The organism is Candidatus Tumulicola sp., from assembly GCA_036490475.1.
In the GTDB taxonomy this organism is placed as follows: Bacteria; Vulcanimicrobiota; Vulcanimicrobiia; order Vulcanimicrobiales; family Vulcanimicrobiaceae; genus Tumulicola.
Map to the genome: position 1 here is coordinate 655,744 of DASXDT010000006.1, position 24,453 is coordinate 680,196.

The window sequence follows — 24,453 nt, forward strand, 5'->3', positions numbered from 1 at the left end:
CGACCCTTTAATCGGCGACGACCGCCGGCTGGCGTTCGGCTTCGAGCAGCGGCTCGACGATGGCGTGTGCGTCGATCGGCACTCCGTTATAATGCCGCACCGATTGCAGTCGCTGAATGAGATGCGTCGGCAGTTCGGTGCGTAGAATTCCGAAGAGTTGGCCGTCGCGGTTCTGTTCCACGACGTAGACGCGATCGTAGCGCGCGATCGTCGTCGCGACGTCGGGAGACAGCGGCAGCGCTCGCACGCGGATGTAGTCGACGTCGATGCCGGCGTCGTGCAAGCGGTCGCGTGCCTCGACCACGGCGTGATGGGTCGTACCATATGCGAGAATTGCAACCCGCCGTCCGGACGCCTCGACAATCGGCGCCGGCACGGACATGCGCGCCGATTCGTGCTTGCGCACGAGACGATCGAGATTCCGCTTCCAAACGTCGGGAAGTTCTGAATAGCGCGCTTCCTCATCGTGGCCGGTTCCGCGCGTGAAAAAGCCGGCGTCGCTGTGTTTCGTGCCGGGCAGCGTTCGATACGGGATGCCGTCGTTGTCCACATCGCGATACCGGCCCCACGACGGCAGCCGGTTGAGATCCTCGGCCGTCAAAACTTTGCCGCGATCGAACGGCTTCGTCGGATAGTGCAGCGGTGGCGTCAGCCACGAGTTCATCCCCAGATCCAAATCCGAGAGCACGAACACCGGCGTTTGAAAACGATCGGCCAAATCGAACGACTCCATCGCGAACTCGTACGCCTCCTCGATGGTAGCCGGCAGCAGTACGATGTGCTTGGTGTCGCCGTGCGACAGCGTGTACGCAAAGGCGACGTCGCCCTGCATGGTGCGCGTCGGCAAGCCGGTCGACGGCCCGGCGCGCTGCACGTCGAAAATCACTCCCGGCACTTCGGCAAAGTAACCGAAGCCGGCATACTCGGCCATCAGCGACACACCAGGCCCCGACGTGGAGGTCATCGCACGCGCCCCGGCCCAACCGGCGCCGAACACCATGCCGGCCGCGGCCAGCTCGTCCTCGGCTTGGACGATCGCAACGGCGCGCTCGCCGGTCTCCGGATCGGTGCGGTAACGCTCGCAAAATTGAATGAAGTATTCGACCAGCGACGATGACGGCGTGATCGGATACCAGGCGGCAACGGTGCAACCGCCCATCACGCACCCCAGTGCCGACGCGCGATTACCTTCCATGAAAAGAAGGTTCTCGGTGGCACCGGTCATCGGTTCGAGCTTATACGGGTCGCGTTTTTCGAAATGTTCGCGCGCGTAGTCGTAGCCGACCCGGACCGCCGCCATGTTCGATTCGATTGCCGCCGTTTTTTTCTTAAACTGTGCGCGGAGGCCGGCCTCGACGGTTTCCAGCGGCAACTCCAATAGCTGCGCCAGCGCGCCCACGTAGATCATGTTGGTGAGATACTTACGCAAGTCGCCGCGATCGCCGAAGTGCTCCTTAGCGAGTTGCGTGAACGGCACTCCGTAATACACGACGTCGTCGCGCAGCGTCTCGCCGGCCACTGGATAGGCGGCTTCGTGCAGAATCGCCCCACCCGGCTTGACGCCGGTCACGTCGGTCGCCCACGTCGTCGCATTCAGCGAAACCAGTACGTCGACGTCACGCGTGCGGCACCGATAACCTTTGGCGGTAACCCGAATATCGAACCACGTCGGCAGTCCCTCGATGTTCGAGGGAAACACATTCTTCGGCGCGACCGGAACGCCGAGCCCGACGATGGCGTTGGTGATCGCCAAGTTGGCAGACTGGCTTCCCGACCCGTTCACGGTGGCCACGCGAATCGTAAAATCGTTGACGGCACGCTGCGTCATGCGGCGTAGTTCCGACCGCGTACGGAAATACCCTTACGAAGGCTACGCCCCGCGGATTGGTGGCGCTCCGCGATTGCCGGGGCCGTTCGACATTTGAGAGTTTACCTCGAGAGTTCTGGTCCGGGTCCGAACGTCAGGCCGGGAACGAAATGCAGCGCGTAGATGTTCGTTCCATTGACGTCGTAGAGCGGCCAATAGGACGGGATAACATAGGCATCGGCAGCGCGTCCGGGTTGCACGAGCGCTGCCTTTTGCCGTACCTGCATTCCGTCGATGAGCCAGAATACTCGCGACATCCGCGCGACCATGCTGGTAGTCGCGTCGGCGCTGACCGCAACATCTTGGATCGCAATCGTTCCAAATTCGCGCCGAGTAATCGTCACAGCGTACGTGGCCGGCACGAGCGAGATAAAGACGAAGTGCCCGGCGGCGTCGGTGACGGTTTCCTCGCGCTGCGCCGGCGACGTTGCGACGACGGTCGCGCCGGCAACCGGCGCGTGACGTTGATCGGTCACGACACCGCGCAACGCACCGGTCGTCTCGGCCGAGACAACACCAGTCAAGAATGACGTCGTCAAAGCGACAACGATCGCGCAGAGAGCGCAGCGACGCAGCATCATCGCGAGAGCGCCGGTCCGGCACCGAATGTTACGCCGGGAATGAAGTGCAGCGCGTAAATGTCGTGCCCATCGAAGCTGTAGAACGGCCACTCCGAGGGGATCGAATACACGTCGGAGACGACGCCCGGCCGTACGAAATTCGTCATCAGCCCAGGCCCATCCACCACCACGTGCAGGATCTGCGGGCGCAGCTCGACAGTGAGCCGCGATTCGTTGTCGGCACTAATCAACACGGTGCTTCCTGCGTTCTCGTAGCCGTACCGGGATACGCTGACAACGTACGAGCCCGGCGCAAGTGAGACAAAGCAAAAATACCCACGTGCGTCGGTTGTCGTTTGTTCTTTTTGGACTTCAGATGTAATGGTCACGGTTGCGCCGGCGATCGGTGCCTGCGAATTTGGATGTGAAATTCTTACGGTGCCAGCCAGCGCGCCCGTCGTACCGGCAACGCCGGCAACCGGGAGCAACGACGCGACGGCCAACACGGCCGTGACCAGCAAAGCCCTCATACGGTTCGAACGTTCGTGCGGTGCGTGCAGTGACCCGCACAAATGAAAACGGGCCCGGCAATCGCCGGACCCGCTCGAAGCTTCCGTCGGAACGGAGAGCTACATCATGTCGTAGCCGCCCATGCCGCCGCCGCCGCCCGGCATTCCGCCGCCGCCGTCTTTTTTCGGCTCGGGCTTGTCGGCGATAAGGGTTTCGGTGGTAAGAATCAGGGCGCCGATCGACGCCGCGTTCTGCAGTGCCGAGCGCGTTACCTTAAGCGGTTCCACGATACCGGCTTTGAACATATCGACGATCTCGCCCGACATCGCGTCGAATCCCATCGGAGCGGATTTGCTCCGGACGTTATTCACCTCGACCGAACCCTCGAAGCCCGCGTTATACGCGATTTGCTTGAGGGGCTCTTCGAGCGCTTTGCGGATAATGTCGATGCCGATTTTTTCGTCGGCCCAGGTGCTGGCGTGTCCGTTGGTCTTCGGCGGCTCGTATTTGTTGATCGCCTTAACCGCATGTACCAGCGAGCTTCCGCCGCCGGGGATCATGCCTTCTTGCACGGCAGCGCGGGTCGCGCTAAGCGCGTCCTCGATGCGGTGCTTCTTCTCTTTAAGCTCGGTTTCGGTGGCAGCACCGACTTGAATCACGGCGACGCCGCCCGACAACTTGGCAAGACGCTCTTGTAGCTTCTCGCGATCGAAGTCCGAATCGGTATCCTCGACCTGCTTTTTGATCATTTCGATGCGACCCTTGATAGCCTCGGGCTTGCCGCCGCCATCGACGATCGTCGTCTCTTCCTTATTTACGGTGACGCGCTTGGCGCGGCCGAGCTGTTCGGGAGTGACTTTGTCGAGCTTGAGTCCGAGCTCTTCGGAAATCACGGTCGCTCCGGTGAGCGTCGCGATGTCCTTGAGCATTTCTTTACGGCGGTCGCCGAAGCCGGGCGCCTTGACGGCAACCGACGTGAACGTACCGCGCAGCTTATTGACCACCAGCGTCGCGAGGGCTTCGCCTTCGACGTCTTCGGCGATGATCAGCAGCGGCTTCTGCACTTGGACGACCTTCTCGAGAAGCGGCAGGATGTCGGCGATGGCCGAAATTTTGCGCTCGGTCACGAGAATGTACGGATCGTCGAGTACGGCTTCCATGCGCTCGGAGTCGGTCACCATGTACGGCGAAATGTAGCCCTTATCGAACTGCATGCCGTCTTTGGTTTCGACTTCGGTTTTTAACGTCTTCGATTCTTCAACCGTGATGACGCCGTCTTTGCCGACCTTTTCCATCGCCAGTCCGACGAGATCGCCGATCTCTTTGTCGTTGGCCGAGATCGACGCGACTTGCGCGATCTTCTCTTTGGTGTCGACGACTTGTTTGAACGATTCCATCTCGCCGACCGCGATCTGCACGGCCTTCTCGATGCCGCGCTTGATCAGCAACGGGTTGCTGCCGGCGGTGACGTTGCGCAGGCCTTCGCGAATGATCGCTTGCGCGAGCACGGTTGCGGTGGTCGTGCCGTCGCCGGCGATGTCGTTGGTTTTTGAGGCGACTTCCTTAACGAGCTGCGCGCCCATGTTCTCGAACACGTCGGCCAACTCGATTTCCTTAGCGATCGTGACGCCGTCGTTGGTGATCGTAGGCGATCCGAATTTCTTGTCGAGAACGACGTTGCGCCCCTTCGGCCCGAGCGTTACCTTAACAGCGTCGGCCAAGAGATTGGCGCCGCGCTCTAACGCGCGCCGTGCGTTCTCGTCGAATACGATTTGCTTTGCAGCCATGTGTAGTTTACTGAACTCCTTAGACGCCGGCCGCGACTTTGTCGACGACAGCGAGGATATCTTTTTCAGGAATAATGAGGTATTCGGTGCCGTCGATCTTGACTTCGCTACCCGAATACTTGCGATAGAGAACGCGATTACCGACTTTGACGCTCATACCGAGCTTCGTGCCGTTTTCCAGCACGCGGCCATCGCCGATGGCCCGGATCACGCCCTCTTGGGGCTTCTCTTTAGCGGTGTCGGGCAGAAAAATGCCGCCCGTCGTTTTATCGTCTTGCTCGACGTGCTCGATAACGACGTTATCGTGCAAGGGCTTGAGATTCACGGAAAAAACAACCTCCACAGCGGTCCCGAAGAACGATTAGCACTCTCGGCATGAGAGCGCCAGCTGTGCCATTTTAGCAGAGCCGCCCGGCGAGTGCAAGGGACTTTTGGAGCAGGCTTGCTTAGGGGACGAGACGGGCGAATTCGGCCCCGCCGAAGAGGTAGCTGACGACCAGCATCCCGGCTAAGAAAATCCAAAAAAGCCTCGTAGGAGGCCGTTCGGCTGAGAGTCCAACCACCGCGATTCCCGCTCCGACCGTTACGACTGCGGCATGCGCGGCTGTCTGCGCGTCGCTGTGCCGAAGAAAAAGCCAGAGTCCGAATGCGCCTCCCAGCCCGAGCAGCGCCCCCAGCAGCGATCCGGCCGTCCAGATGACGACCTCGGTCGGTTCGGGAACCGAATGCTGCGGAAGCATGGCGCGATGATACCGCCGGTTCCCTAGGTTTGGCTGGGGAACTCCAGGCGAGCGAATCGCAAACGCGAAGGCCCGGCACATGGCTACCTCCGTGCGCCGCCTTCCGTGGGGCGCCATCGTCTCGCGCGGGCTTGCAGCCGGGATCACCGGCGCCATCGCAATCGACGCCTATCTCTGGTTGACGACGCTACTGCCCGTTCATGCGCCGATTACGACGATCTGGCAGTGGGTCGCGTCGACCGCCTTCGGGAAAGGCGCGCTCGCCGATCCGGTTTTCGTGTGGGTGGGATTGGCGATGCATCTTCTCGTGAGCGCGGGTTGGGGCGTCGGATATGCGTACATTGCGGCGACGCGACCGTCGATCACCGCGCGTTGGCCGGTCGCCGGCATCGTCTACGGCATCGTGGTGTACGCGATCATGTCGATCATCTTATTGGCCGACAATAATTTCACGTATCCCCCCACGATCAACGCGTTCCTAAACGCGGTCGCGGCGCATGCCGTATTCTTCGGAGTTCCGGTCGCGTTCGTCGTCGACCGATGGAGGCGCCGTTCGGCGTGAGCGCGCGCGTCGTGGTTTCGCTAGCTGCGCTTGCGCACAACGCCGTCGCGTTACGCGACTTGGTTGGCGCCGGTCACGCCGCCTTCGTCGTTAAAAGCAATGCGTACGGCCACGGACTGGTCGAAACCGCAAAAACCGTCGAACCGTTTGCCGTTCGATTGTGCGTGTACGCACCCGGCGAAGGCCTCGCATTGCGCGAAGCCGGCATCGCCATTCCGATTTTGGTGCTCGGACCCGTCGAGCCGCACGACGCCGATGCAGCCGTTGCGGCCAACTTGGAATGCGCGCTATGGGACACCGGCGAGTTCGCCCACGCGCTCGCAGCCGCGGCGCACGCGCACCGAACGCGCGCAGGCGTGCACGTAAAGATCAACACCGGATTGAACCGGCTCGGTCTCGAGCCGCACGAATTGGCCGATGCGCTGGAAGATTATTTGCGACGGCCCGAGCTACGCGTCGCGGGCGTCTTTTCGCATTTGTCGTCGGCCGAGGAACTGGACTCGCCCTCGACGATGCGACAACTAGAAACGTTCGAACAAGCTATGGCGCCGGCAGCACCGCTCTTCGAACAACACGGCATCTCGCCGATACGGCACATCGCCGCATCGGCAGCCGCCATGCTGTGGCCACAAACGCGTTTGGATATGTCCCGGTTCGGCATCGCGCTGTACGGATTGTGGCCGTCGCAGCAAACCCGCGAAGCGATGAACTCCCACGGACTAGATCTGCAACCGGCGCTATCGATGACCTCGACGCTGGCGGTCACCCGCAGCGTACCCGCCGGGTCGCCGATCGGCTACGGCGCGAGCTATCACGCTCCGCGCGATATGCGCGTCGGCGTCGTTCCGGCCGGGTACGCCGACGGTATCCCGCGACTGCTTTCAAATCGAGGATCGTTTTTGGTCGACGGCGCGCTCTGTCCGATCGTCGGACGCGTCGCGATGAACGTCACCGAAATCGACCTGACCCGCGCGCCGAACGCGCACGCAGGCTCTACCGTCACGTTGATCGGCCGAGACGGTGACGCGAGCGTTACCGCCGACGATTGGGCGGCGTGGAGCGAAACGATCAACTATGAAATCGTCGCGCGGCTACCCTCAGAACTGCCGCGGGATTACGAGGACTAAGAGGCTAGACTACGCGACGGCTTCGATCGCCGCGCGCAGGTCGAGCGTGCCTTTATACAGCGCGCTACCGACGATGCACGAATCGACGGTTAGCGGCACTTCGCGCTTGAGCGTCAGCAAATCGTTGATACTGCGCGCACCCCCCGACGCCGTAATCAACACTTCGGCCGCATTGGCAACCGCGTTGAGCGCGTCGATATCGTAACCCGCGCCCATTCCGTCGTGCTGAATTTCGGTGAAGATGACGCGGGTTACGCCCCATTGCGCTACGCGTTTCACCAACGCATCGCGATTGACGGGCGTTCGCTCTTGCCAGCCGTGGGTGGCGACTTGCGTTCCGCGCGCGTCGATGCCGGCCAACACGCGGCCCGGAAAGCGACTGATGATGTGGCGCGAGAGGCGCTCGTCTTCAACCAGCAGCGTTCCGATGATGATTTCGGCTGCGCCGGCGTCGATCGCCGCTTCCGCGTGCCGAACGGCCCGCAGGCCGCCGCCGGTTTGCACCGGCACGTTGACTGCAGAACAGATGCCCTCGATGGCCGAGAGATTTTCGCCCGATCCAAAGGCGCCGTCGAGATCGATCACGTGTAATCGCGTCGCGCCGGCCTGCACGAACGCTTTGGCGCGCTCGGCGGGGTCGCCGTCGTACGTCGCGGTGGTGGAGGGGTCGCCGCCTTCCATCCGCACGCATTTTCCGCCGCGCAAATCGATCGCGGGAATAACGATCACGTCAAGAGTTCCTTGCCACGGTGCCGTCGCGCTTGTCGATCGGGACGAACGGTCCTGCCGGCGGGCCATCGTACGTCGCTTGCGGACGGATGAGACGATTATCGGCTAACTGCTCCAAAATATGCCCGGTCCATCCTGCGATCCGGCCGCACGCAAACAGACACGTAAACTCGTCGCCTGGGATGTTGAGATCGGCCAACACGGGCGCCGTGTAGAAATCCACGTTGGCGTAAATTGTGTTGTCCGGCTTTTTCTCTTGCAACACTTTGCGGCTGGCTTCTTCTAAACTGTGCGCGATCTCGTACCAGCGGCTCGAACCTTGATGGTCGGCCAGCTTATGCGCCATCTCTTCTAAGTGCCGCGCACGTGGATCGCGCACTTTATATTCGCGATGCCCCATGCCCATGATGCGCTCGTTGCGTGCCAGCGCATCTCGAACGTATTGCTCGGCGTTTTCTGGCTCGCGGACTTCGGTCAGCGTATGATAGGACGCGCTGGCGGCACCGCCGTGCAGATCGCCTTGCAGGGTCGCGAGCGCCGCCGTAACCGACGCGTAGACGTCGGCACGGGTCGACGCGGCGACTCGCGCGGCAAACGTCGATGCGTTGAACGAGTGATCGGCGAGCAACACGAAGTACCGGTCGAGCGCACCGGCTTCGATAGCGTGCGGGACCTTACCCGAACGCATATATAAGAAGTTCGCGGCTTGCGACAGATCGGCGCGCGGGTCGACCGGCTCCAATCCGCGGCGGATGCGATCCCACGCCGCCACGATGGTCGGCATTTTGGCGACCAGCTCGATGGCCGTGTGCACGTCGGATAAATGCTCGCCATGCGCGTTGACGGGCGAAAACAAACCTAACCCACTTACGATGGTACGCAGCACGTCCATCGGCCACGCCGATTTGGGCACGTTCTGCATCGAGCTGATGAGCGGCTCCGGCAACGAACGCCGGGTGCCCAGCTCGCGACGCAGCGTTTCCAGTTCGATCCGGTTCGGAAGGCGGCCGTACAACAGCAAGTGCACGACTTCTTCGAACGTTGCGTTCGGCGCGAGATCGTCGATGTCGTAACCGCGATAGGTTAACCGGCCGGTCGTGCCTTGAACGTTACTGAGCTGGGTTGATCCGACGACGACGCCTTCTAGGCCGCGATCGACAACGGTTGGCAAAGAGATCCTCCAGTGACGCGCTCCGAAGGGGCGGAGCGTTCGAGTGTTTCTTGGCGACCGTGGCGGCTCGCCTGCACCCCCCAGACGAAAAACGCTCGGGAAGCGAGAAATGTCACTCTGTGCTGCGACTTCTCACGAACCGAGCGTCCGACGGCTCGTAGGGACCGTTATGGAAGCGGCTTACGCGACCGCGTCACGCATGTCGCCGCGAGCGAGCGCATAGCCGAGTAGACGGTCGACCAACGCCTCATAGGTGATGCCAACACTCGCACAGGCTTCCGGGAAGATGCTGGTGGCCGTCAAGCCCGGCAGCGAATTTATTTCGAGTATCTGCGGACGCTGATCGTTGCTAACGATGAAATCCGTTCGCGAGCAGTCGCGAAGCCCGAGCAGCCGGTGTGCCGACAGCGCGAGCATTTGTAAGCGCGCGGCAAGATCTTCGTCGATCTGCGCCGGTACGATGTGCGTGCTCCCGCCCGGTTCGTATTTGGCGTCGAAGGTATAGAACGCATCGCGGTTCGGCACGATTTCCACGATCGGCAACGCTTCTTCGCCCAACACCGCACATGTAAACTCGCGACCCTCGATAAACTCTTCAGCCAAAATCTGCGAATACGATTTCGAGGCCGACAACATCGCCGCCGTCCATTGTTCGTGCGTGCGCACGATCACGACGCCGATGGCCGAACCTTCGAAACGCGGCTTTACGACCAGCGGCGGATCGAGCGAACCCGGCAGCAGTGGCAACGTGCCGCCGCTCAAATCGAACAAATCCCATGCTGCAGTCGGCAGACCTTCGGCAGCCAGCAGTTTCTTCGTCAGGTGCTTGTCCATCGACAGCGACGACGCTTCGACGCCGCTGCCCGTGTACGGGATCGAGAGGTAATCGAGCAGCGCTTGCACGTGGCCGTCTTCGCCACCCGGGCCGTGCAGCGCGTTGAACACCGCATCCGGCGCGAGCGAACGGATTGCGTCGAAAAAGCGATCGTCGTATTCGATCGGCGTCGCGTCGTACCCGAGCGACGCTAGCGCGCGCAGCACGCCCGTTCCGGTATTTTTCGAGATGTCGCGTTCGGCGCTGTTGCCGCCCATCACGACTGCGACCTTGGCTTGACGCTTCATCGATCTACGAATACTCCGACAAGATGCACTTCGAGTTGTAAGTCGACGCCGAAACGTTCGGCGACACAACGACGAACGCGCGCGAGCAAGACGGCCACGTCTCGCGCGCTCGCGCCACCGACGTTATTGATAAAGTTGGCGTGCAGCGGCGAGACTTCCGCTCCGCCCTCGCGCCATCCCTTGGCACCGGCCGCCTCGATGAGGCGTGCCGCTTTATCGTCCGCCGGATTGCGGAAGCACGATCCTGCGTTCGGCAGCGCGATCGGCTGCGTGTGCTTGCGCCGAACGAGCCGCGATTGCATGACGCCACGCACCTCTTGCGGCTCGCCGCGCTCGAAGGCTAAGGTGGCACGCGCGACGACTGCATCCCGCGCCAGCGAGGAGCGGCGGTACTGATACTGCACCGATACCGCGTGCGGCGCCGGACGCGATGGCGATTGGATCCACACGGCCCGCACGAACTCGCCGATTTCACGATCCGTCCCCGCGTTCATCCGCAACGAGCCACCGACCGTTCCGGGGATGCCCGAAAGCGCATCGATACCGGTGGCGCCGGCCGACGCCGCTCTCGCGGTCACCGTCGCCATCCCGGCCGAGGCCCCAGCTTCGATTACGACCTGCTCGCCATCGGTGCGAACGGTGACGTCCGCAAACGCGCCGGCCAGCCGCAGAACGACTCCGCGTATGCCCCCGTCGCCAACCAACACGTTGCTGCCGGCGCCGATTACGAACCACGGCAATTTGCGACGTCGCACGAGCTCCAGGACGGCGGCTAACTCATCTTCCGACTCGAGCGTCATCAAGGCGTCGGCCGGGCCGCCGATTTTCCACGATGTGTACGGCGCGAGCGACTCGTCGAATGCGGCGCGCGTGCCTGCGATAGATCGAAGCGAGGCTCGATCGTCGTCGTCCAACAGCGACGCCATAGCGCGTTCGGTCGTCAGGCTCACGTGGCCACCGGCGAGACGGATGCCACGCGTTGCGCTAGCCGGTGCGCGACGTTGGTGATCGTGCCGGCGCCCAACATTAATACCATCGTGCCGGCCGGCGCTTCGTCGAGTAGTACGTCTTCGAGTGCGTCGACACCCGGCACGTAGCGCACCGTCGCGCCCGCAGCTTCTAGCGGTTTGCCGATCGAACGCTCGCTCACGCCGGGGATCGCAGGTTCGGACGCCGCGTACACGGGTGCCAAATACACGCGGTCGGCGCCGGCCAACGCCTGCGCGAACTGCGCGGCCAAGAAAGCCGTGCGCGAATAACGATGGGGCTGAAACGCGACGAACAGCAGTCCGCGATGATAGCCGCGGGCGGCGGCGATCGTCGCAGCAACTGCCGTGGGATGATGGGCGTAATCGTCGACCACGATCATGCGTTCGACATCGGCCAGCACGTCGAAACGGCGGCGCACGCTGCGAAATCCGCGCAACGCCTCGGCGACTCGTGCGAAGGGAACTTCGAGTAAACGCGCGACCGCAATCGCTCCCAACGCATTCTGCACGTTCATCGCTCCGGGAACCGGTAGTTCGGCCGTTCCCAAACACGCGCCGCCGGCGATGACGTCGAACTGCGAGCCGAGACGATCGAACCGCAGATTGGTCGCGCGAACATCGGCTTGCGCGCCGAACCCGAAGCGCGTTACCGGAACCGGCAAGTCGTGCGACGCCAAGGATGCCGAGTGCACGTTGTCGGTGCCGACGATGGCGGCGCCGCGGTCCGGAAGCTTGCCGAGAAACTCCGCGAATGCGCGGACGAGCGCCGGAAGTTCGTCGTCGCTGGCGAGATGATCGTTTTCAACGTTGATAACGACCGCAACGTCCGGCTCGAGCAACGCGAAAGAACCGTCGGATTCATCAGCTTCGGTAACGAACCACGGCGAGGTACCGTCGTGTGCATTCGTGTTCAGCGTGCCGTCGATTCCGCCTAAAATCAACCCAGCGTCGATTCCGCCCGCGCGAAGAACCGCGTGCGTCATCGCGGTGGTGGTCGTCTTCCCGTGCGTTCCGCAAATCGCGATGCCGCGACGACCCTGCATGAGGCGCGCCAACATCTCGCCGCGATGCAGTACCGTCGTCCCCGCGCGGCGCGCGGCCGCAAACTCCGGATTGTTGCGATCGATAGCGGAACTGACGACCACGATCGATGCGTCGCGAACGTTGTCGGCGGTGTGGCCGATCGCGACGTCGACTCCCTCTTGGCTCAAGCGGTCGAGCAGCAGCGACGGTGCCGAGTCGGAACCCGAAACGGCTTGGCCGCGTTCGAGCAGCACCCGTGCGATCGCACTCATGCCGATCCCGCCGACCCCGACGAAATGAACTCGCTCGCTCCTCACGCGCGTTGTGTTCTCGAAGCTAGCCGTTCGACCCGGGCAGCGATGCCGGCAAGCGGATCTTCGGCAGCCATTCGCCGCGCCGCCGAAGCCGCATCCGCCAAACGGACCGTCTCCATCGCACCTTGCAGCGCAGCGATCAACCCGCCATCGCGCACGTCTCGGTCCGAAACGACGGTCGCCGCGCCGCCTTTTGCGAACTCGACGGCGTTGCTCGTTTGATGGTCGGCCGCGGCGAACGGATACGGCACGAGGACGGCCGGCTTTCCGACAGCCGCCAATTCGGCCAACGTCGAGGCGCCGGCACGAGCCAGCACCAGGTCGGCTGCGGCGTAGGCGGTCGCGGGGTCGTCGAGATACGGCCGCACTTCGACCCCCGGACGCTCCGCCGCGCGATAGGTATCGAAGTCACGGTCACCCGTCACCACGATGGCTTGCCAGCCGGGAAACGCGCCGGCACGCAGTCCCGCAATCAGCGCATCGTTGATCGAACGTGCACCCTGGCTGCCGCCCATCGCGAAGAGAATCGGCTTGGCGGGATCGAGCCCGAACGCCGCCGCCGCGGCAGCGCGGCCCGGAAGTTGCCGCAGCCCGGGGCGCACCGGTACTGCCGTGCGCACGTACTTGCCGGCGAATCCGGCGTCCCCACCCGCAAACGGCCCCCATACCTCGTCGACCCAGCGCGCGGTGACGCGGCTGGTCAAACCCGCAGCCGCGTTCGGTTCGAGCATCGCGATGCCGGCCTTCGATAGGCCGGTGCGGCGCAACAATGCGGCCGCCGCGACGACCGGAAAGCAGACGTACCCACCGGTCGCGATGACGACGTCCGGTCGTAAGCGTCGCAACAGCCGCGCACTTTGCGTCACACCCCACGCATTGGCGAAAGCGTTGACGAGCGTTCGTTTCGGGGCGACGAACATCGGTTGTGCGCTCACCGCATATAATCGATAGCCTTCTGCCGGTACGATCCGCGCTTCCAGACGATCGCTCGTCCCGACGAAGTCGATGGTTGCGTCGAAGCGCTCGCGCAACGCGCCCGCAATCGCGAGCGCGGGATAAATGTGACCGCCGGTGCCGCCGGCGGCGAAAACGACTTTCACGCCGCGCGCACGCGGCGGTTACGTTCCGGCGCGCAGGCGCCGGTGCCGCCCGACGTTCGCGATCAGCGCGACGGCCACCAGATTCACCACAAGCGAGCTTCCACCGAACGAGATGAACGGCAGCGGCACGCCGGTCACCGGCCATGACGATGTGACGACGCCGATATTGATGAAGGCTTGGATCGCGATCATCGCGCCGAAACCGCACGCCAAGAAAAAGCCGAACCGGTCGGGTGATGCCAGTGCGATGCGAATCGCGCGGTACGTCAGGGTGCAGAACAACACGACCACGACGATCGCGCCGATCAGGCCCAGTTCTTCGCCCAGCACCGAGAAGATGAAGTCGGTATATTGCTCGGGCAGATAGAAAAATTTGGCTCGCGACGCGCCGAGGCCCATGCCGAACAAACCGCCGCTTCCCAGTGCGAGCAACGATTGCACGATGTGAAAGCCGGTGTTCTGCGGGTCTTTCCACGGATCCAAGAACGCGAAGACGCGCGCCCGCCGGTACGGGCTCGCCACGACCGTCAACGCTGCGATCGGCAGCGTCACCGCGGCGACAGCGATGAGATGTGCGATACGCGCGCCGGCCGCAAAGAACAGCGCGAAGGCGGTAAACACGAGCAGGCTCGCGGTGCCCATATCGGGCTCCTTTAGCACGAGAACCGCTATAACCAGCACCGGCGCGAACAATGGAAAGAGTCCGCGCGGCAACGACGTGATATGTTCGCCTCGGGTCGATAGCACTGCCGATAGATAGACGACGAGCGCGAGCTTGGCAAATTCCGACGGTTCGAAGCTCAGCGATGAAAAGCCGATCCAGCGACGCCCGCCGTTCACGACGAAGCCGATATGCGGCACGAACACCAACGCCAACGCGAACACCGACGCCACCAGCAAGTACGGCGCCGCCCGTTTGAGCTTGAGCAAGTCCATGCGATAGGCGAAAAATGCCGCGACGATACCGACCACGAGCCATATGAGCTGGCGCTTCACGTAGTAGGCGATATCGGCGTGCTCGGCATACGCAGTCGCGCTCGAAGCAGAGAAAATCATGACGAGCCCGATCGCCACGAGCGTCGCGACGACCGCAAACAGCACGGCGTCGGGCCGCGCCGCCACATACGAGCGCAACGGAGCGCGATCGCTTTTGGTCGACTGCACGATCCGCGGACGCGGCTTAGATGCAGTATTACGCACGCGCACGCTCCCCCAAGCCGGCGACGGCTTCGGCAAAGCGTTCGCCGCGATCTTCGGCAGAGGCGAACATATCGAACGAGGCACAAGCGGGAGAGAGAAGCACGACGTCCCCCGGCGCTGCAGCATCGCACGCTCGCTCGACGGCATCGCGCATCGACGCTGCCTGGGCGGCATGCAGGCCCGAGGCGCGCGCGATCTGCGGCCCGGCTTCGCCGATTGGAATCAACGCTTTCACCCGATCGTGAATTTCGCGTCCGAGCTCGTCGAAGTCGCCGCCCTTCGCTCGACCTCCCGCAATCAAAACGATTGGCTGGGAAAAGCTACGCAGCGCGGCGATCGTCGAGTGCGGCGTGGTCGACTTCGAATCGTCAACATAGGCGACGCCCGCGCGTTCGACGATCCGTTCGAGACGGTGATGCAGGCCACCAAAAGTCGCCAACGCGCTGCCGGCGCGTACCGGATCGCACCCGGCGGCAATCGCGGCAAGTAACGCCGCCATCGCGTTCTGCACGTTATGCGCTCCCGGTAGCGGCATCGACGAGGCGCGCGCCACCGCGGTTGACTGCCGCCCGTCGCCGGGCGAGAAGATCAGCATTCCGTCGCGGACGCACATGCCGGCGCCTTCTAACGAATCGGACAGCGTGAACCACAGTTGCCGCGCGCGTAATTCATCGTTGCCACGCAACCCGGCGACGCGCGCGTCGCCGACATTCCCGACGAACCAGTCCCGGGCATCTTGCCGGGCAAACACGTTGTATTTGGCGCGCGCGTAGTCGTCCATCGACGAGTAGCGGTCGAGGTGGTCGGGCGCGATGTTGAGCAGTACCGCGACGCGCGCGTGAAACGTGGTCACGGTCTCGAGTTGAAACGACGAAAGTTCCGCCACGATCCACTCGTATTCGCCGGGCGCATCGACTTCACCGACCAGCGCGTTGCCAATGTTACCGCCGACCCGCGCGCGCAGTCCGCATGCGTTGAGAAGATGCCCGATCAACGCTGTGGTCGTCGACTTGCCTTTGGTTCCGGTGACGGCGACGATCGGCGCGCGACGCAGGCGATACGCCAGTTCGACTTCACCGATGATGGGCACGCCGGACGCGGCGACAGACGCAACGACTGCTGCCGTCTGCGGAATTCCTGGCGACAGCACCGCCATCTCGAATCCCTCGAGTCGACCGCGCAATTCTCCGGGCGATTCGAAGCGTGCGCCCTGCGACGTGATGCCGGAGATCGCTTCGCTTAAGCGTTCGGGTTGCTGTTCGTCGGTCGCGACGACCGTCGCACCGTGCGCGAGCAGCGCCGAAACGCTGGCGCGACCGCTCCGTCCCAAACCGATCACCAGTACGCGCCGGCCCTCGAACGCCATCATCGAACGATTGCCAATCCGACGATCGAACAGGCCAACGAGGCCAGCCAAAACCGCGACGTCACTTTGGTTTCCGGCCAGCCGCTCAGCTCGAAATGGTGATGCAGCGGGCTCATCCGCAGAATCCGCTTGCCGCCGGTGGCCTTAAAATACGCTACTTGAAGGATGACGGATACTGCCTCCGCCACGAACACGCCGCCGATCACGATCAGCAGCAGCATCTCTCCGGATAGAATCGCGACGCCGGACAGCAGTGCACCCAGCGCCAGCGATCCAGTGTCGCCCATGAACATCTTCGCTGGGTGCCGATTGTAGAACAGAAACCCGACGCACGAACCGACGCCCGCCGCCGCGCCGATCGCAGCTGCCGGAACGATCGTCTGCGATGCGATGGCGACGAACGCGGCCAGCGGCGTCACAACCGTGCCGGCTGCGAGACCGTCGAGCCCGTCGGTAAGATTAACGGCGTGGATCGTCGCGGTTACCGCCAACGCACCCAGAACCAGCCACAACCAATACGGTCCGGTCAGCGCCCACGTCCCGGCGTGGAACAGCACGTTACGTGGGAAAAAGGCCGGCGAGGCCGCCAGCATGCGCAGAAAGATAATTGCGACGACGGCGGTCGCCAAGAATTTGGTACGCGCCTTCAACCCGCGATTCCGGCCGAGCGCGATTCCGAGCGCGTCATCGAGCAATCCGATCGCTCCGCACCCGACGACGAGCAGCGCAAGCTCAAACATCAAGGGCGCGCGCGTTGCCATCGCCACGACGATCGTCGTGAGAATGAAGACGAGCCCGCCCATCGTCGGCGTACCGCTTTTGACGGCGTGCGTCTTCGGCGCATCTTCGTACGCTTGCTGGCGCAGTTGCAGGCGGCGTAATAACGGCAGCAGCAAGGCGCCGCCGACGGTAGCGACGAGCAAACCCAGCAACACCCACAACGGTGCGGTGGCAAACAAACGCTCGGGCGTCAGCGATAACGTCGTCGCGCTAGGCACCGGCGGCCACCAAACACGGATTGCGGCCGTTGCCGCGCCACTTTATCACGACCACCGGCGTCTGCTCGTCGCCGTTGCCGTGTGGATTGTCGAGCAACGCTTTCTCGACGGCGTCGCGATCGACGCCGCTCGAAGCGCCCAACACCTTGGCTTTCTCGAGATCGTTGGCGTCGACCACGGTACATTCGACCTGCAACCGTTCGAACACCGACTGCGAGAACGCGTCGGGATTGCGCGGCGCCAACACGATGGCGCGTTCGAACGGGGGCATGGTTCCGGTATAGCCGTCGATTGTGGAAATCGCCTCCCCGAGCACGCGATAGAAGCCGCCCGACCGTCCCGTCAAGCGACCGAGCAATTGCGCGAACGTCGCATACACCACGCGCCACCAGCCAACGCGGTCGATGACCAGTTGTACGGATTCAGGTTGGCTCATCGTTGCCAGCGCGCCCGCGCGGCGTGCGAGCGTATATGCGAGCTTCGACGGCCGGATGTGCTCGGCTACAACGAACTCGCCTTGCGCGATCGCCAGCGCGGTTTCGGACAGCGCGATCACATCGCCGGGTCGCGCGATACCGGTAACGGCGCGTTCGACGACGTCGACCGGATCGTCGCCGGGACGCACCAACGGCGTACGCACCGGTATGGCGATCAATCCCGCCGGCAGTTCGGGGCGCGCGACCGCCAACGCACGAGCCGCGCTCACGATTGCAACTCTTCCAGAATTTCCTCGAGCCGGTATTTGCGCGACCCCTTGAGCAACACCACGTCGCCGCTGCGCGCGTTCTCACGCAGCCAGCGCGCGGCGCCGGCGTTCGAATCGACGCGCACGACATCGGCGGCGCCGGTTTTCGCGCCGCGCTCCAGCGCGTCGGCATAGTCGCCGGTGACGACGACCACGCCCGCCCGTTTCGCGGCGTGTGCGCCGACCCGTTCGTGCAACTGCGTCGACTCGTCGCCCAGTTCGGCCATGCTCGCGAGCACGGCAATAGCGCGGCGTGCGTGCTGGTCGTCGAGCGCGTCGAGCGCTGCAATCGTACCGCCGGCGCTCGCATTGTACGCGTCGAAAATCAAGCGCCAGCCTCCGCCCATCTCGAAGGTTTCGAAACGTCCGGCAGGCATCTGTAGCTTGCCGAGTGCGTTGGCGACATCAAGCACGTCCACGCCCAATTCGATCGCGCAAGCCGCCGCTGCGGCCGCGTTGGGGCGGTTGTGCTGGCCCGGTATATCGAGGCTAACGTGCAGGTCGACCGCCGCGCCCCCGCCGCCATCGATAAGCCGGTTACCGTCGACGATCGCCGTGACGTGTCCGGGCATGCGAATCGTTTCACTCGAATCGTAGGCTGCGAACCAATGCGGTTCGTGCCTCAGCATGGACGCGCGGGAGAGCGAAACGTCGTCGCGTGCGTTGAGAATCGCGCGCGCGCCGCGTGAGAAGAGCGCCCATTTCGTTTCGGCCAAGCGTTCGCGCGAGCCCATGATCTCGACGTGCGCGTCGCCGACGTTGGTAAGGATACCGACATCGGGCGTAGCCGCGTCGACCAGCGTCGCGATGTCGCCGGGGTGCCGCGCACCCATTTCGACGACCGCAATGTCGTGTTCGGCCGGATCGAGCCCTAGCAGTAGTTTGCTCACACCGATCTCGTTGTTTTCATTGCCCGGCGCCGATGCGACGCGCGCGCCGTACCGCGGAGCGAGTAATTGCACGACGAAGGCGCGGGTCGTCGTTTTTCCCGTGCTGCCGGTAATGCCGATGACCGGCCCGTCGAAACGACGGCGCGCTAGCGCTGCCAACGCCAGATACGCAGCACGCGTGTCGTCGACCAACAACGCCGCAGTTCCGGCAACGACCGAATCGGCGCCTTCGACGACGACCATTCGGGCGCCGCGTTCGACTGCGGTCGCAACGAATTGGTGGCCGTCGAACGACGGCCCCCGCAACGCCACGAACGTTTCGCCCGGCTGCAAAGCGCGCGTGTCGGTGGTTACGATAACGTCCGCCGGCGCCGCGTCTGCGTCGATCAATCGGCCGCCGGTCGCGGCGACGACATCTTTCAACGGCAGTTTCATACCGCACTCCGAGCGCGCAACGCCTCGCGGGCGACGGCGGCGTCGTCGAAATCCAATACCCGATCGGCGACGATCTGGTACGTTTCGTGTCCCTTGCCGGCGATCAGCACCACATCGCCAGGTTCGGCGACGGCAATCGCACGCACGATGGCCGCACGGCGGTCGAATTCCACAGTATATTGCGCTCCGGCCATGCCGGCGGCAATCGCATCGACGATCGCACGCGGATCCTCGCTGCGCGGGTTGTCGTTGGTTAGGTAAATGCGATCGGCGTCACGCGCGGCGATCGCCCCCATTTGCGAACGCTTACCACGATCGCGATCGCCGCCGCAACCGAAGACCACCGCCAACGACCCGCGCGTGGTTTCGCGCAGCGCCTCGAGCGCGCGTTCCAACGCGTCGGGCGTGTGCGCGTAATCGACGACGGCGACGACTCCGTCGCCCGCGATCCGCTCCATCCTTCCCCGCACGCCTTGCGCGTCCGCGAGGGCGGCGGCGCTGCGCGCGTCGTCGATACCGAACTCGCGTGCCACCGTCACCGCGGCCAGCGCATTCAGCACGTTGAAACGACCGCTCACGTGCAGTTCGAACGCCGTCCCATCGAGTTCGAAATTCGTCCGATCGTCTCGAACGGCGACGTCGACTGCGCGCACCGACGCTCGTTCGCTCGTACCGTACGTGACAACTTTTGCACCGGACGATAGCAGTTCGCCGCTCCAACGCGCGCCTAATTCGTCGTCGAGGTTGAACGCGACCACCGGAGCCATATCGAAAAGCTGTCGCTTGGCGGCGGCGTACGCATCGAACGTCTGGTGAAAATCGAGGTGATCGCGCGTCACGTTGGTAAGGACGGCCATTCGAAAGCGCACGTCGTCGACCCGTTCGAGCGCCAACGCGTGCGAACTGACTTCCATCGCAACCGCGCTCGCGCCGTCGTCGCGCATTCCAGCGAGTACCGCATGCAACTCGTTCGGAAGCGGCGTCGTGTGCTCCAGTGGCCAGGCGCGCGTGCCGAAGAATGCCCCGATGGTTCCGATGGTCCCGCACGGACGCCCCGACGCGTTGCAAATCGCAGCGATCATATGCGTGGTCGTCGTTTTGCCGTTCGTTCCGGTAACGCCGACCACGTCGAGCGCGTGCGACGGCCGTCCGTAGAATGTGTCGGCGAAGGCTGACAACGCGGCGCGCGCGTCGTTCACGGATACGCTTGCGATGCCGGACGGCACCACAACCGGGGCGTCGGCTAGGATCGCGACGGCGCCCGCGGCGATCGCGCGCTCCACGAACGCCCGGCCGTCGTTGTGCTCGCCACGCAACGCGACGAACAACGCGCCCGGTTCGACCCGTCGCGAGTCGGTGGCGATGCCGGTGATGGGAGTACGGGGATCGCCCTCGATGCGCCCGGGTATGGGGAGGGAGTTGGCCAGATCGCGGAGCGAGACGGTTCGGTTAGCCATGTGGCGATGCCGTCGGAACGATTCCGGCGTGCAGCATCGCCGCCCTTGAAATGGCCGCAAACGCCGGCGCCGCGACGAGCGATCCATAGTAAGAACCGATCGGCCGTTCGACCTTCACGTAGACGATGTAGCGCGGGTGCTCGTAGGGCACCATGCCGATAAACGACGCGGCATAGTAGCCGCCGCGATATTCGCCGTCGACGACCATTTGCGCGGTACCGGTTTTCCCGGCCGTGGTGTAGCCCTCAATTTGCGCGCTTGGATTACCCGTCCCGTGTAACACGACTTGACGTAAAAATCCGCGTAACTCGCTCGCGGTACGCTGCGAAAAGATGCGACGCACGACGTGCGGACGCATGGTCCGCTCCAGATTGCCTTGTTCGTCGTATACCGCGTGCACGATTTGCGGCTGCATCAGCAAACCGCCGTTCGCGATAGCGCAATAGAAACGGGCCATCGCCAAGGGTGTTACCGAGACGCCCTGTCCGAACGACATCGTCGCGAGCGACGAGGCACTCCAAACGCTAGGTGGCGGCACGATGCCGGGATTTTCACCCGGCAACCCGATGGCGGACCGATCACCAAACCCCGCGCGTCGTTCCATGTTGTAGAACGTCCGGCCGCCGATGGAGAGGCCGACTTCAGCCGCGCCGACGTTGTGCGAATACTGGATGATCTGTCCGAGCGTTTCGCTGCCACCGGCGATCGCCATGCCGTCCTCGGCGTTGTGAATCGTGCGGCCGCCAACCTCGATCGCGTCGCGCGCGGGGAAGAGCGTGCTGAGATTTACTTTCCGCGAGTCCAGCGCAGCCGCCGCGGTGACGAGCTTAAAGGTTGAGCCCGGTTCGTAGGCGTCCATTACGGCGCGGTCGCGCCGCTGGTCGTCGCTATATTTCCAAAACTTGTTCGGATCGAAATCCGGTGCATTCGCGAGGGCGAGCACTTCGCCGGTGTACGGATCCATTACGATGGCCGTGCCGTCGAGCGCGTGAAACGCAGAAACCTGCTTGAAAAGCGCACGCTCGGCGACGAACTGCAGATACGAGTCGATGGTGAGCTGGACGGTAGATCCGGGATCGGCTTTCTTGAGCACACGCTCTTGTCCGAACGGAATCGGATGCCCGAACTCGTCGGCTTCGAGCATCACGCTGCCCGAACGGCCGCGCAGCAACGCGTCCTGAGAATACTCTAATCCGTCGAGCCCGTTTTCGTCGGTGCCCACGAACCCGACGACGGTCGACGCCAACGTTCCCACCGAGTCGACTCGAAGTCCCGTTTCCTCTTCTTTGAGGTTGACGCCGGAAAGCCCCAAGGCACGCACGCGCTCGGCTTCGTCGTGCGGCACTTTTCGAGCGATCCAAACAAACCACGACGTGCGATCGTGCAGCTGCGCGATCGTTTGCGGCGTTAGCTTGCCGATCACCGACTTCAGCTTGGCGGCAGCCACATCGGGATCGGCGATGTCGCGCGGAACGGCATAGACACTTTCGGACGGCATCGATTGCACCAGCACGCTTCCGTTGCGATCGACGATACTACCGCGCCGTGCGAAGACTTCGACGGTGTCGGAACGCTGCGCCAAGGCCTCGCGGCCGTATTGCGCGCCGTGCAGCACCTGAACGTCGTAGAGACGCCACGTCAAATACGCCGCGACGATCATCCAAATATAGAAAAGCCATCGCGCTCGAACCGGCGAAACGCGGGCGAACGTGCGCTGATGCACGCTAGACGACTACCGGTGGTGCTCTACTGCCGGGAGAAACATCCCGGCCAACGACGAGAGCACGGCGACGTGCGAACGATCGTTCTCCGGATGTTGTTGCGGAACGCGGACCACCGCGAACCGTTCGGGATCGCGCATGCCGAGGCGCGCGGCAATAATCGATAGCCGTTCGTCGGATTGCAACGCGTTGATTTTGTCGTCTAAACGCATCGATTCCATTTGCACCGCCTCGCGTTGCCGTTCGGCCGACGCGACCGCATACGAAAGACCGGTCAAACTCGACATCAGCACGACGTACGACATAAATGCGATCAGCAGTACGCCGATCACCCGTGCGGCCCGCCATACGTCGGTGTAGCGTGCGCGAGATTTGCGTACGGTGCGACGTTCGGTGGCAGCACGCGCGACGCGCGGATTGGAGACGCGCGGGCGCGGAGCGGGGAGCGCACGAGGTTGGATCACTTAACTGGCCTTCCGTCGGGCTGCGCGCAGTTTAGCACTGCGCGAGCGGGCGTTTGCCGAACGCTCGGTATCGTCGGCGACCACGGGACGTTTGGTGAGGACCTCAAGCCGCTCGTCGCCGCGGAACGTTTGCTTGACGATCCGGTCTTCGAGCGAGTGGAAACTAATAACGACGACGCGGCCCGCTTTACGTAAACGGCCGATCGCCGCGTGCATGCCGTCGCGCAACGCGTCGAGCTCGTCGTTGACGGCGATTCGCAAGGCTTGAAATACGCGGGTCGCAGGATGCACGCGTTCGCGGTGCCCCGGACGGTGCACGACGCCCGAAACGAGCGATGCGAATTCGGTGGTTGTGGTCGGAAGCGCTCCGGCCGAGCGACGTTCGACGATCGCATGCGCGATGCGTCGCGCGGCGCGCTCTTCGCCGAAATGAAAGAAGATGTCGGCCAACTCGCGCTCGCTGGCGGTGGACAACACGTCGTAGGCACTTTGGCCGGCGTGCGCGTTCATGCGCATATCCAGCGGAGCTTCCTTAGTAAAGGAGAAGCCGCGATTGCCGTCATCGAGCTGCATAGACGAAACACCAATGTCGAACAGCGCGCCGTCGATGGACTCGACGCCCAGCCGCTCCAGCACCGAATCGAGTTCTCGGAAGTTCGCTTGAACGAACGTCAGGCGCGGATCCCCGATCGCGTTCGCTCGTTCCGCCGCCATCGGGTCGGCATCCAGTACGATCAGCCGGCCGCGATTCAGGCGTTGTAGGATCGCCTGTGAGTGACCGCCCGCTCCAAATGTGGCATCGACGTAGATCCCATCGGGGACCACCGCCAGCCATTCCAAAACGGGCTCCAATAGAACCGGAACGTGCGTCATAGTTGGCGCACATCAGTACAAGCCGAGGTCGGCCATAAAATCGGCGACCCCCTCCTCGGGTTGCGAGTAATCGGCATACCGCTCCTTGGCCCAAATCTCGACGCGGGTCAGAGAACCGACCGATACGATCTCGCGCTCGATGCCCGCGTACGCGCGCAGAGCTGCGGGAATGAGGAGCCGGCCTTGTGCGTCGCACGCGACTTCCTCGGTGTGGGCGAACAAATGCCGGATGAACCGGCGGTAGCTTTCGGGCTTACGCGGTGCTGCTTCGAGGCGATTGCAAACGCCGGCCCACGTGACGCTCGGAAAGAGCGCCAGGCAAGGGTCGGGTTCGGCGATCGTCAGCACGAAGCCGGCGCCCAAGCGCTCGCGAAAGCGCGCGGGCACGATGAGCCGGCTCTTGTCGTCAAGAGCATGCTCGACGGACCCCGTAAAACGCGGTAATTCCGCGTGCACATAATCCTCCCCGTAGCACCACCGGACACCACTTCACACCACTATACGCCCCAGGGAATGTTAAGGCAAGCGTAAGCAACCGCGAGTTTTGTGAAAACTCGAAGTGAATGCGACTTAGGCGTAGAGAGTGCTACTATTGCGAAGAGGATGCTATTCAGTACCGCGCACGATCTGAAAGGCTAAATTGCTCCGAACGCAAGTTCGGATTATCAAGTGGTGCGGCCAGTTGGGAGCCTAGGAAGCGCGC

The 24,453-nt window shown here is 63.3% G+C and carries 24 protein-coding genes; 2 read left to right on the forward strand and 22 right to left on the reverse strand.

Features of this window, described 5'->3' with window-relative positions:
- Window positions 1-7: 7 nt before the first annotated feature.
- The 6 genes from VGF98_10685 to VGF98_10710 all read right to left on the reverse strand — a co-directional run bounded on the left by VGF98_10685 (window position 8) and on the right by VGF98_10710 (window position 5,545).
- A complete protein-coding gene (locus VGF98_10685) occupies window positions 8-1,828 on the reverse strand; it encodes a 2-oxoacid:acceptor oxidoreductase subunit alpha (GenBank protein HEY1682092.1) in 1,821 nt (606 codons plus the stop codon).
- 101 nt (window positions 1,829-1,929) lie between these two features.
- Complete coding sequence (locus VGF98_10690) at window positions 1,930-2,406, reverse strand: carboxypeptidase-like regulatory domain-containing protein (GenBank protein HEY1682093.1); 477 nt, start codon at window positions 2,404-2,406, stop codon at window positions 1,930-1,932.
- Between the two features lie 38 nt (window positions 2,407-2,444).
- Window positions 2,445-2,957 (reverse strand): carboxypeptidase-like regulatory domain-containing protein, encoded by a 513-nt coding sequence (locus tag VGF98_10695; protein ID HEY1682094.1) that lies wholly within the window; start codon window positions 2,955-2,957, stop codon window positions 2,445-2,447.
- A 99-nt stretch (window positions 2,958-3,056) separates the two neighbouring features.
- Entirely contained in the window at window positions 3,057-4,724 is a 1,668-nt protein-coding gene (groL, locus tag VGF98_10700) for a chaperonin GroEL (protein HEY1682095.1), read from the reverse strand.
- 19 nt (window positions 4,725-4,743) lie between these two features.
- Window positions 4,744-5,049, reverse strand: coding sequence for a co-chaperone GroES (groES, locus tag VGF98_10705; GenBank protein HEY1682096.1), 306 nt, complete (start codon window positions 5,047-5,049; stop codon window positions 4,744-4,746).
- 121 nt (window positions 5,050-5,170) lie between these two features.
- The gene (locus VGF98_10710) at window positions 5,171-5,545 is read right to left on the reverse strand and encodes a hypothetical protein (protein ID HEY1682097.1); all 375 of its coding nucleotides are present in this window, start codon (window positions 5,543-5,545) and stop codon (window positions 5,171-5,173) included.
- Here VGF98_10710 and VGF98_10715 point away from each other — a divergent pair.
- The gene (locus VGF98_10715) at window positions 5,544-6,026 is read left to right on the forward strand and encodes a hypothetical protein (GenBank protein ID HEY1682098.1); all 483 of its coding nucleotides are present in this window, start codon (window positions 5,544-5,546) and stop codon (window positions 6,024-6,026) included. The two genes, VGF98_10710 and VGF98_10715, sit on opposite strands and share 2 nt — an antisense overlap.
- Window positions 6,023-7,153 (forward strand): alanine racemase, encoded by a 1,131-nt coding sequence (alr, locus tag VGF98_10720; protein ID HEY1682099.1) that lies wholly within the window; start codon window positions 6,023-6,025, stop codon window positions 7,151-7,153. Before VGF98_10715 ends, alr begins: the two co-directional genes overlap by 4 nt.
- Before the next feature lie 9 nt (window positions 7,154-7,162).
- Here alr and VGF98_10725 read toward each other — a convergent pair whose 3' ends face one another.
- The 16 genes from VGF98_10725 to mraZ form a co-directional block, all read right to left on the reverse strand.
- Window positions 7,163-7,882 (reverse strand): 1-(5-phosphoribosyl)-5-[(5-phosphoribosylamino)methylideneamino] imidazole-4-carboxamide isomerase, encoded by a 720-nt coding sequence (locus VGF98_10725; protein ID HEY1682100.1) that lies wholly within the window; start codon window positions 7,880-7,882, stop codon window positions 7,163-7,165.
- A 1-nt stretch (window position 7,883) separates the two neighbouring features.
- Window positions 7,884-9,053 (reverse strand): citrate/2-methylcitrate synthase, encoded by a 1,170-nt coding sequence (locus VGF98_10730; GenBank protein ID HEY1682101.1) that lies wholly within the window; start codon window positions 9,051-9,053, stop codon window positions 7,884-7,886.
- 180 nt (window positions 9,054-9,233) lie between these two features.
- On the reverse strand, window positions 9,234-10,175 hold the full coding sequence (locus VGF98_10735; protein HEY1682102.1) for a D-alanine--D-alanine ligase: 942 nt from the start codon (window positions 10,173-10,175) through the stop codon (window positions 9,234-9,236).
- Window positions 10,172-11,125, reverse strand: coding sequence for a UDP-N-acetylmuramate dehydrogenase (murB, locus tag VGF98_10740; GenBank protein HEY1682103.1), 954 nt, complete (start codon window positions 11,123-11,125; stop codon window positions 10,172-10,174). Before murB ends, VGF98_10735 begins: the two co-directional genes overlap by 4 nt.
- A complete protein-coding gene (gene murC / locus VGF98_10745; GenBank protein ID HEY1682104.1) occupies window positions 11,122-12,504 on the reverse strand; it encodes a UDP-N-acetylmuramate--L-alanine ligase in 1,383 nt (460 codons plus the stop codon). The genes murB and murC overlap by 4 nt, the downstream gene beginning before the upstream one ends.
- On the reverse strand, window positions 12,501-13,601 hold the full coding sequence (locus VGF98_10750) for a UDP-N-acetylglucosamine--N-acetylmuramyl-(pentapeptide) pyrophosphoryl-undecaprenol N-acetylglucosamine transferase (GenBank protein HEY1682105.1): 1,101 nt from the start codon (window positions 13,599-13,601) through the stop codon (window positions 12,501-12,503). The genes murC and VGF98_10750 overlap by 4 nt, the downstream gene beginning before the upstream one ends.
- Before the next feature lie 18 nt (window positions 13,602-13,619).
- Window positions 13,620-14,801, reverse strand: a complete 1,182-nt coding sequence (gene ftsW / locus VGF98_10755) for a putative lipid II flippase FtsW (GenBank protein HEY1682106.1) — start codon at window positions 14,799-14,801, stop codon at window positions 13,620-13,622.
- A complete protein-coding gene (gene murD, locus VGF98_10760) occupies window positions 14,794-16,170 on the reverse strand; it encodes a UDP-N-acetylmuramoyl-L-alanine--D-glutamate ligase (protein HEY1682107.1) in 1,377 nt (458 codons plus the stop codon). Before murD ends, ftsW begins: the two co-directional genes overlap by 8 nt.
- Entirely contained in the window at window positions 16,167-17,165 is a 999-nt protein-coding gene (gene mraY / locus VGF98_10765; protein HEY1682108.1) for a phospho-N-acetylmuramoyl-pentapeptide-transferase, read from the reverse strand. Before mraY ends, murD begins: the two co-directional genes overlap by 4 nt.
- Window positions 17,158-17,871: a coenzyme F420-0:L-glutamate ligase gene (locus VGF98_10770; GenBank protein ID HEY1682109.1), complete on the reverse strand. Its 714-nt coding sequence runs from the start codon at window positions 17,869-17,871 to the stop codon at window positions 17,158-17,160. The genes mraY and VGF98_10770 overlap by 8 nt, the downstream gene beginning before the upstream one ends.
- Entirely contained in the window at window positions 17,868-19,235 is a 1,368-nt protein-coding gene (gene murF / locus VGF98_10775) for a UDP-N-acetylmuramoyl-tripeptide--D-alanyl-D-alanine ligase (protein ID HEY1682110.1), read from the reverse strand. The genes VGF98_10770 and murF overlap by 4 nt, the downstream gene beginning before the upstream one ends.
- Entirely contained in the window at window positions 19,232-20,692 is a 1,461-nt protein-coding gene (locus VGF98_10780) for a UDP-N-acetylmuramoyl-L-alanyl-D-glutamate--2,6-diaminopimelate ligase (protein HEY1682111.1), read from the reverse strand. Before VGF98_10780 ends, murF begins: the two co-directional genes overlap by 4 nt.
- Window positions 20,685-22,415, reverse strand: coding sequence for a penicillin-binding protein 2 (locus tag VGF98_10785; protein HEY1682112.1), 1,731 nt, complete (start codon window positions 22,413-22,415; stop codon window positions 20,685-20,687). The genes VGF98_10780 and VGF98_10785 overlap by 8 nt, the downstream gene beginning before the upstream one ends.
- A 9-nt stretch (window positions 22,416-22,424) precedes the next feature.
- Window positions 22,425-22,877, reverse strand: coding sequence for a hypothetical protein (locus VGF98_10790; protein HEY1682113.1), 453 nt, complete (start codon window positions 22,875-22,877; stop codon window positions 22,425-22,427).
- Window positions 22,878-23,750: a 16S rRNA (cytosine(1402)-N(4))-methyltransferase RsmH gene (gene rsmH / locus VGF98_10795; GenBank protein ID HEY1682114.1), complete on the reverse strand. Its 873-nt coding sequence runs from the start codon at window positions 23,748-23,750 to the stop codon at window positions 22,878-22,880. It abuts the gene before it with no gap.
- A 12-nt stretch (window positions 23,751-23,762) separates the two neighbouring features.
- Window positions 23,763-24,206 (reverse strand): division/cell wall cluster transcriptional repressor MraZ, encoded by a 444-nt coding sequence (gene mraZ / locus VGF98_10800; protein HEY1682115.1) that lies wholly within the window; start codon window positions 24,204-24,206, stop codon window positions 23,763-23,765.
- Between the last annotated feature and the right edge of the window lie 247 nt (window positions 24,207-24,453).

Bases quoted from the DNA above. Each gene is read 5' to 3' on its own strand.
- murF (HEY1682110.1), bottom strand. From the start codon at position 19,235: ATGAAACTGCCGTTGAAAGATGTCGTCGCCGCGACCGGCGGCCGATTG.
- VGF98_10695 (HEY1682094.1), bottom strand. From the start codon at position 2,957: ATGAGGGCTTTGCTGGTCACGGCCGTGTTGGCCGTCGCGTCGTTGCTC.
- VGF98_10715 (HEY1682098.1), top strand. From the start codon at position 5,544: ATGGCTACCTCCGTGCGCCGCCTTCCGTGGGGCGCCATCGTCTCGCGC.
- groL (HEY1682095.1), bottom strand. From the start codon at position 4,724: ATGGCTGCAAAGCAAATCGTATTCGACGAGAACGCACGGCGCGCGTTA.
- VGF98_10780 (HEY1682111.1), bottom strand. From the start codon at position 20,692: ATGGCTAACCGAACCGTCTCGCTCCGCGATCTGGCCAACTCCCTCCCC.
- rsmH (HEY1682114.1), bottom strand. From the start codon at position 23,750: ATGACGCACGTTCCGGTTCTATTGGAGCCCGTTTTGGAATGGCTGGCG.
- VGF98_10685 (HEY1682092.1), bottom strand. From the start codon at position 1,828: ATGACGCAGCGTGCCGTCAACGATTTTACGATTCGCGTGGCCACCGTG.
- VGF98_10735 (HEY1682102.1), bottom strand. From the start codon at position 10,175: ATGAAGCGTCAAGCCAAGGTCGCAGTCGTGATGGGCGGCAACAGCGCC.
- murD (HEY1682107.1), bottom strand. From the start codon at position 16,170: ATGATGGCGTTCGAGGGCCGGCGCGTACTGGTGATCGGTTTGGGACGG.
- VGF98_10710 (HEY1682097.1), bottom strand. From the start codon at position 5,545: ATGTGCCGGGCCTTCGCGTTTGCGATTCGCTCGCCTGGAGTTCCCCAG.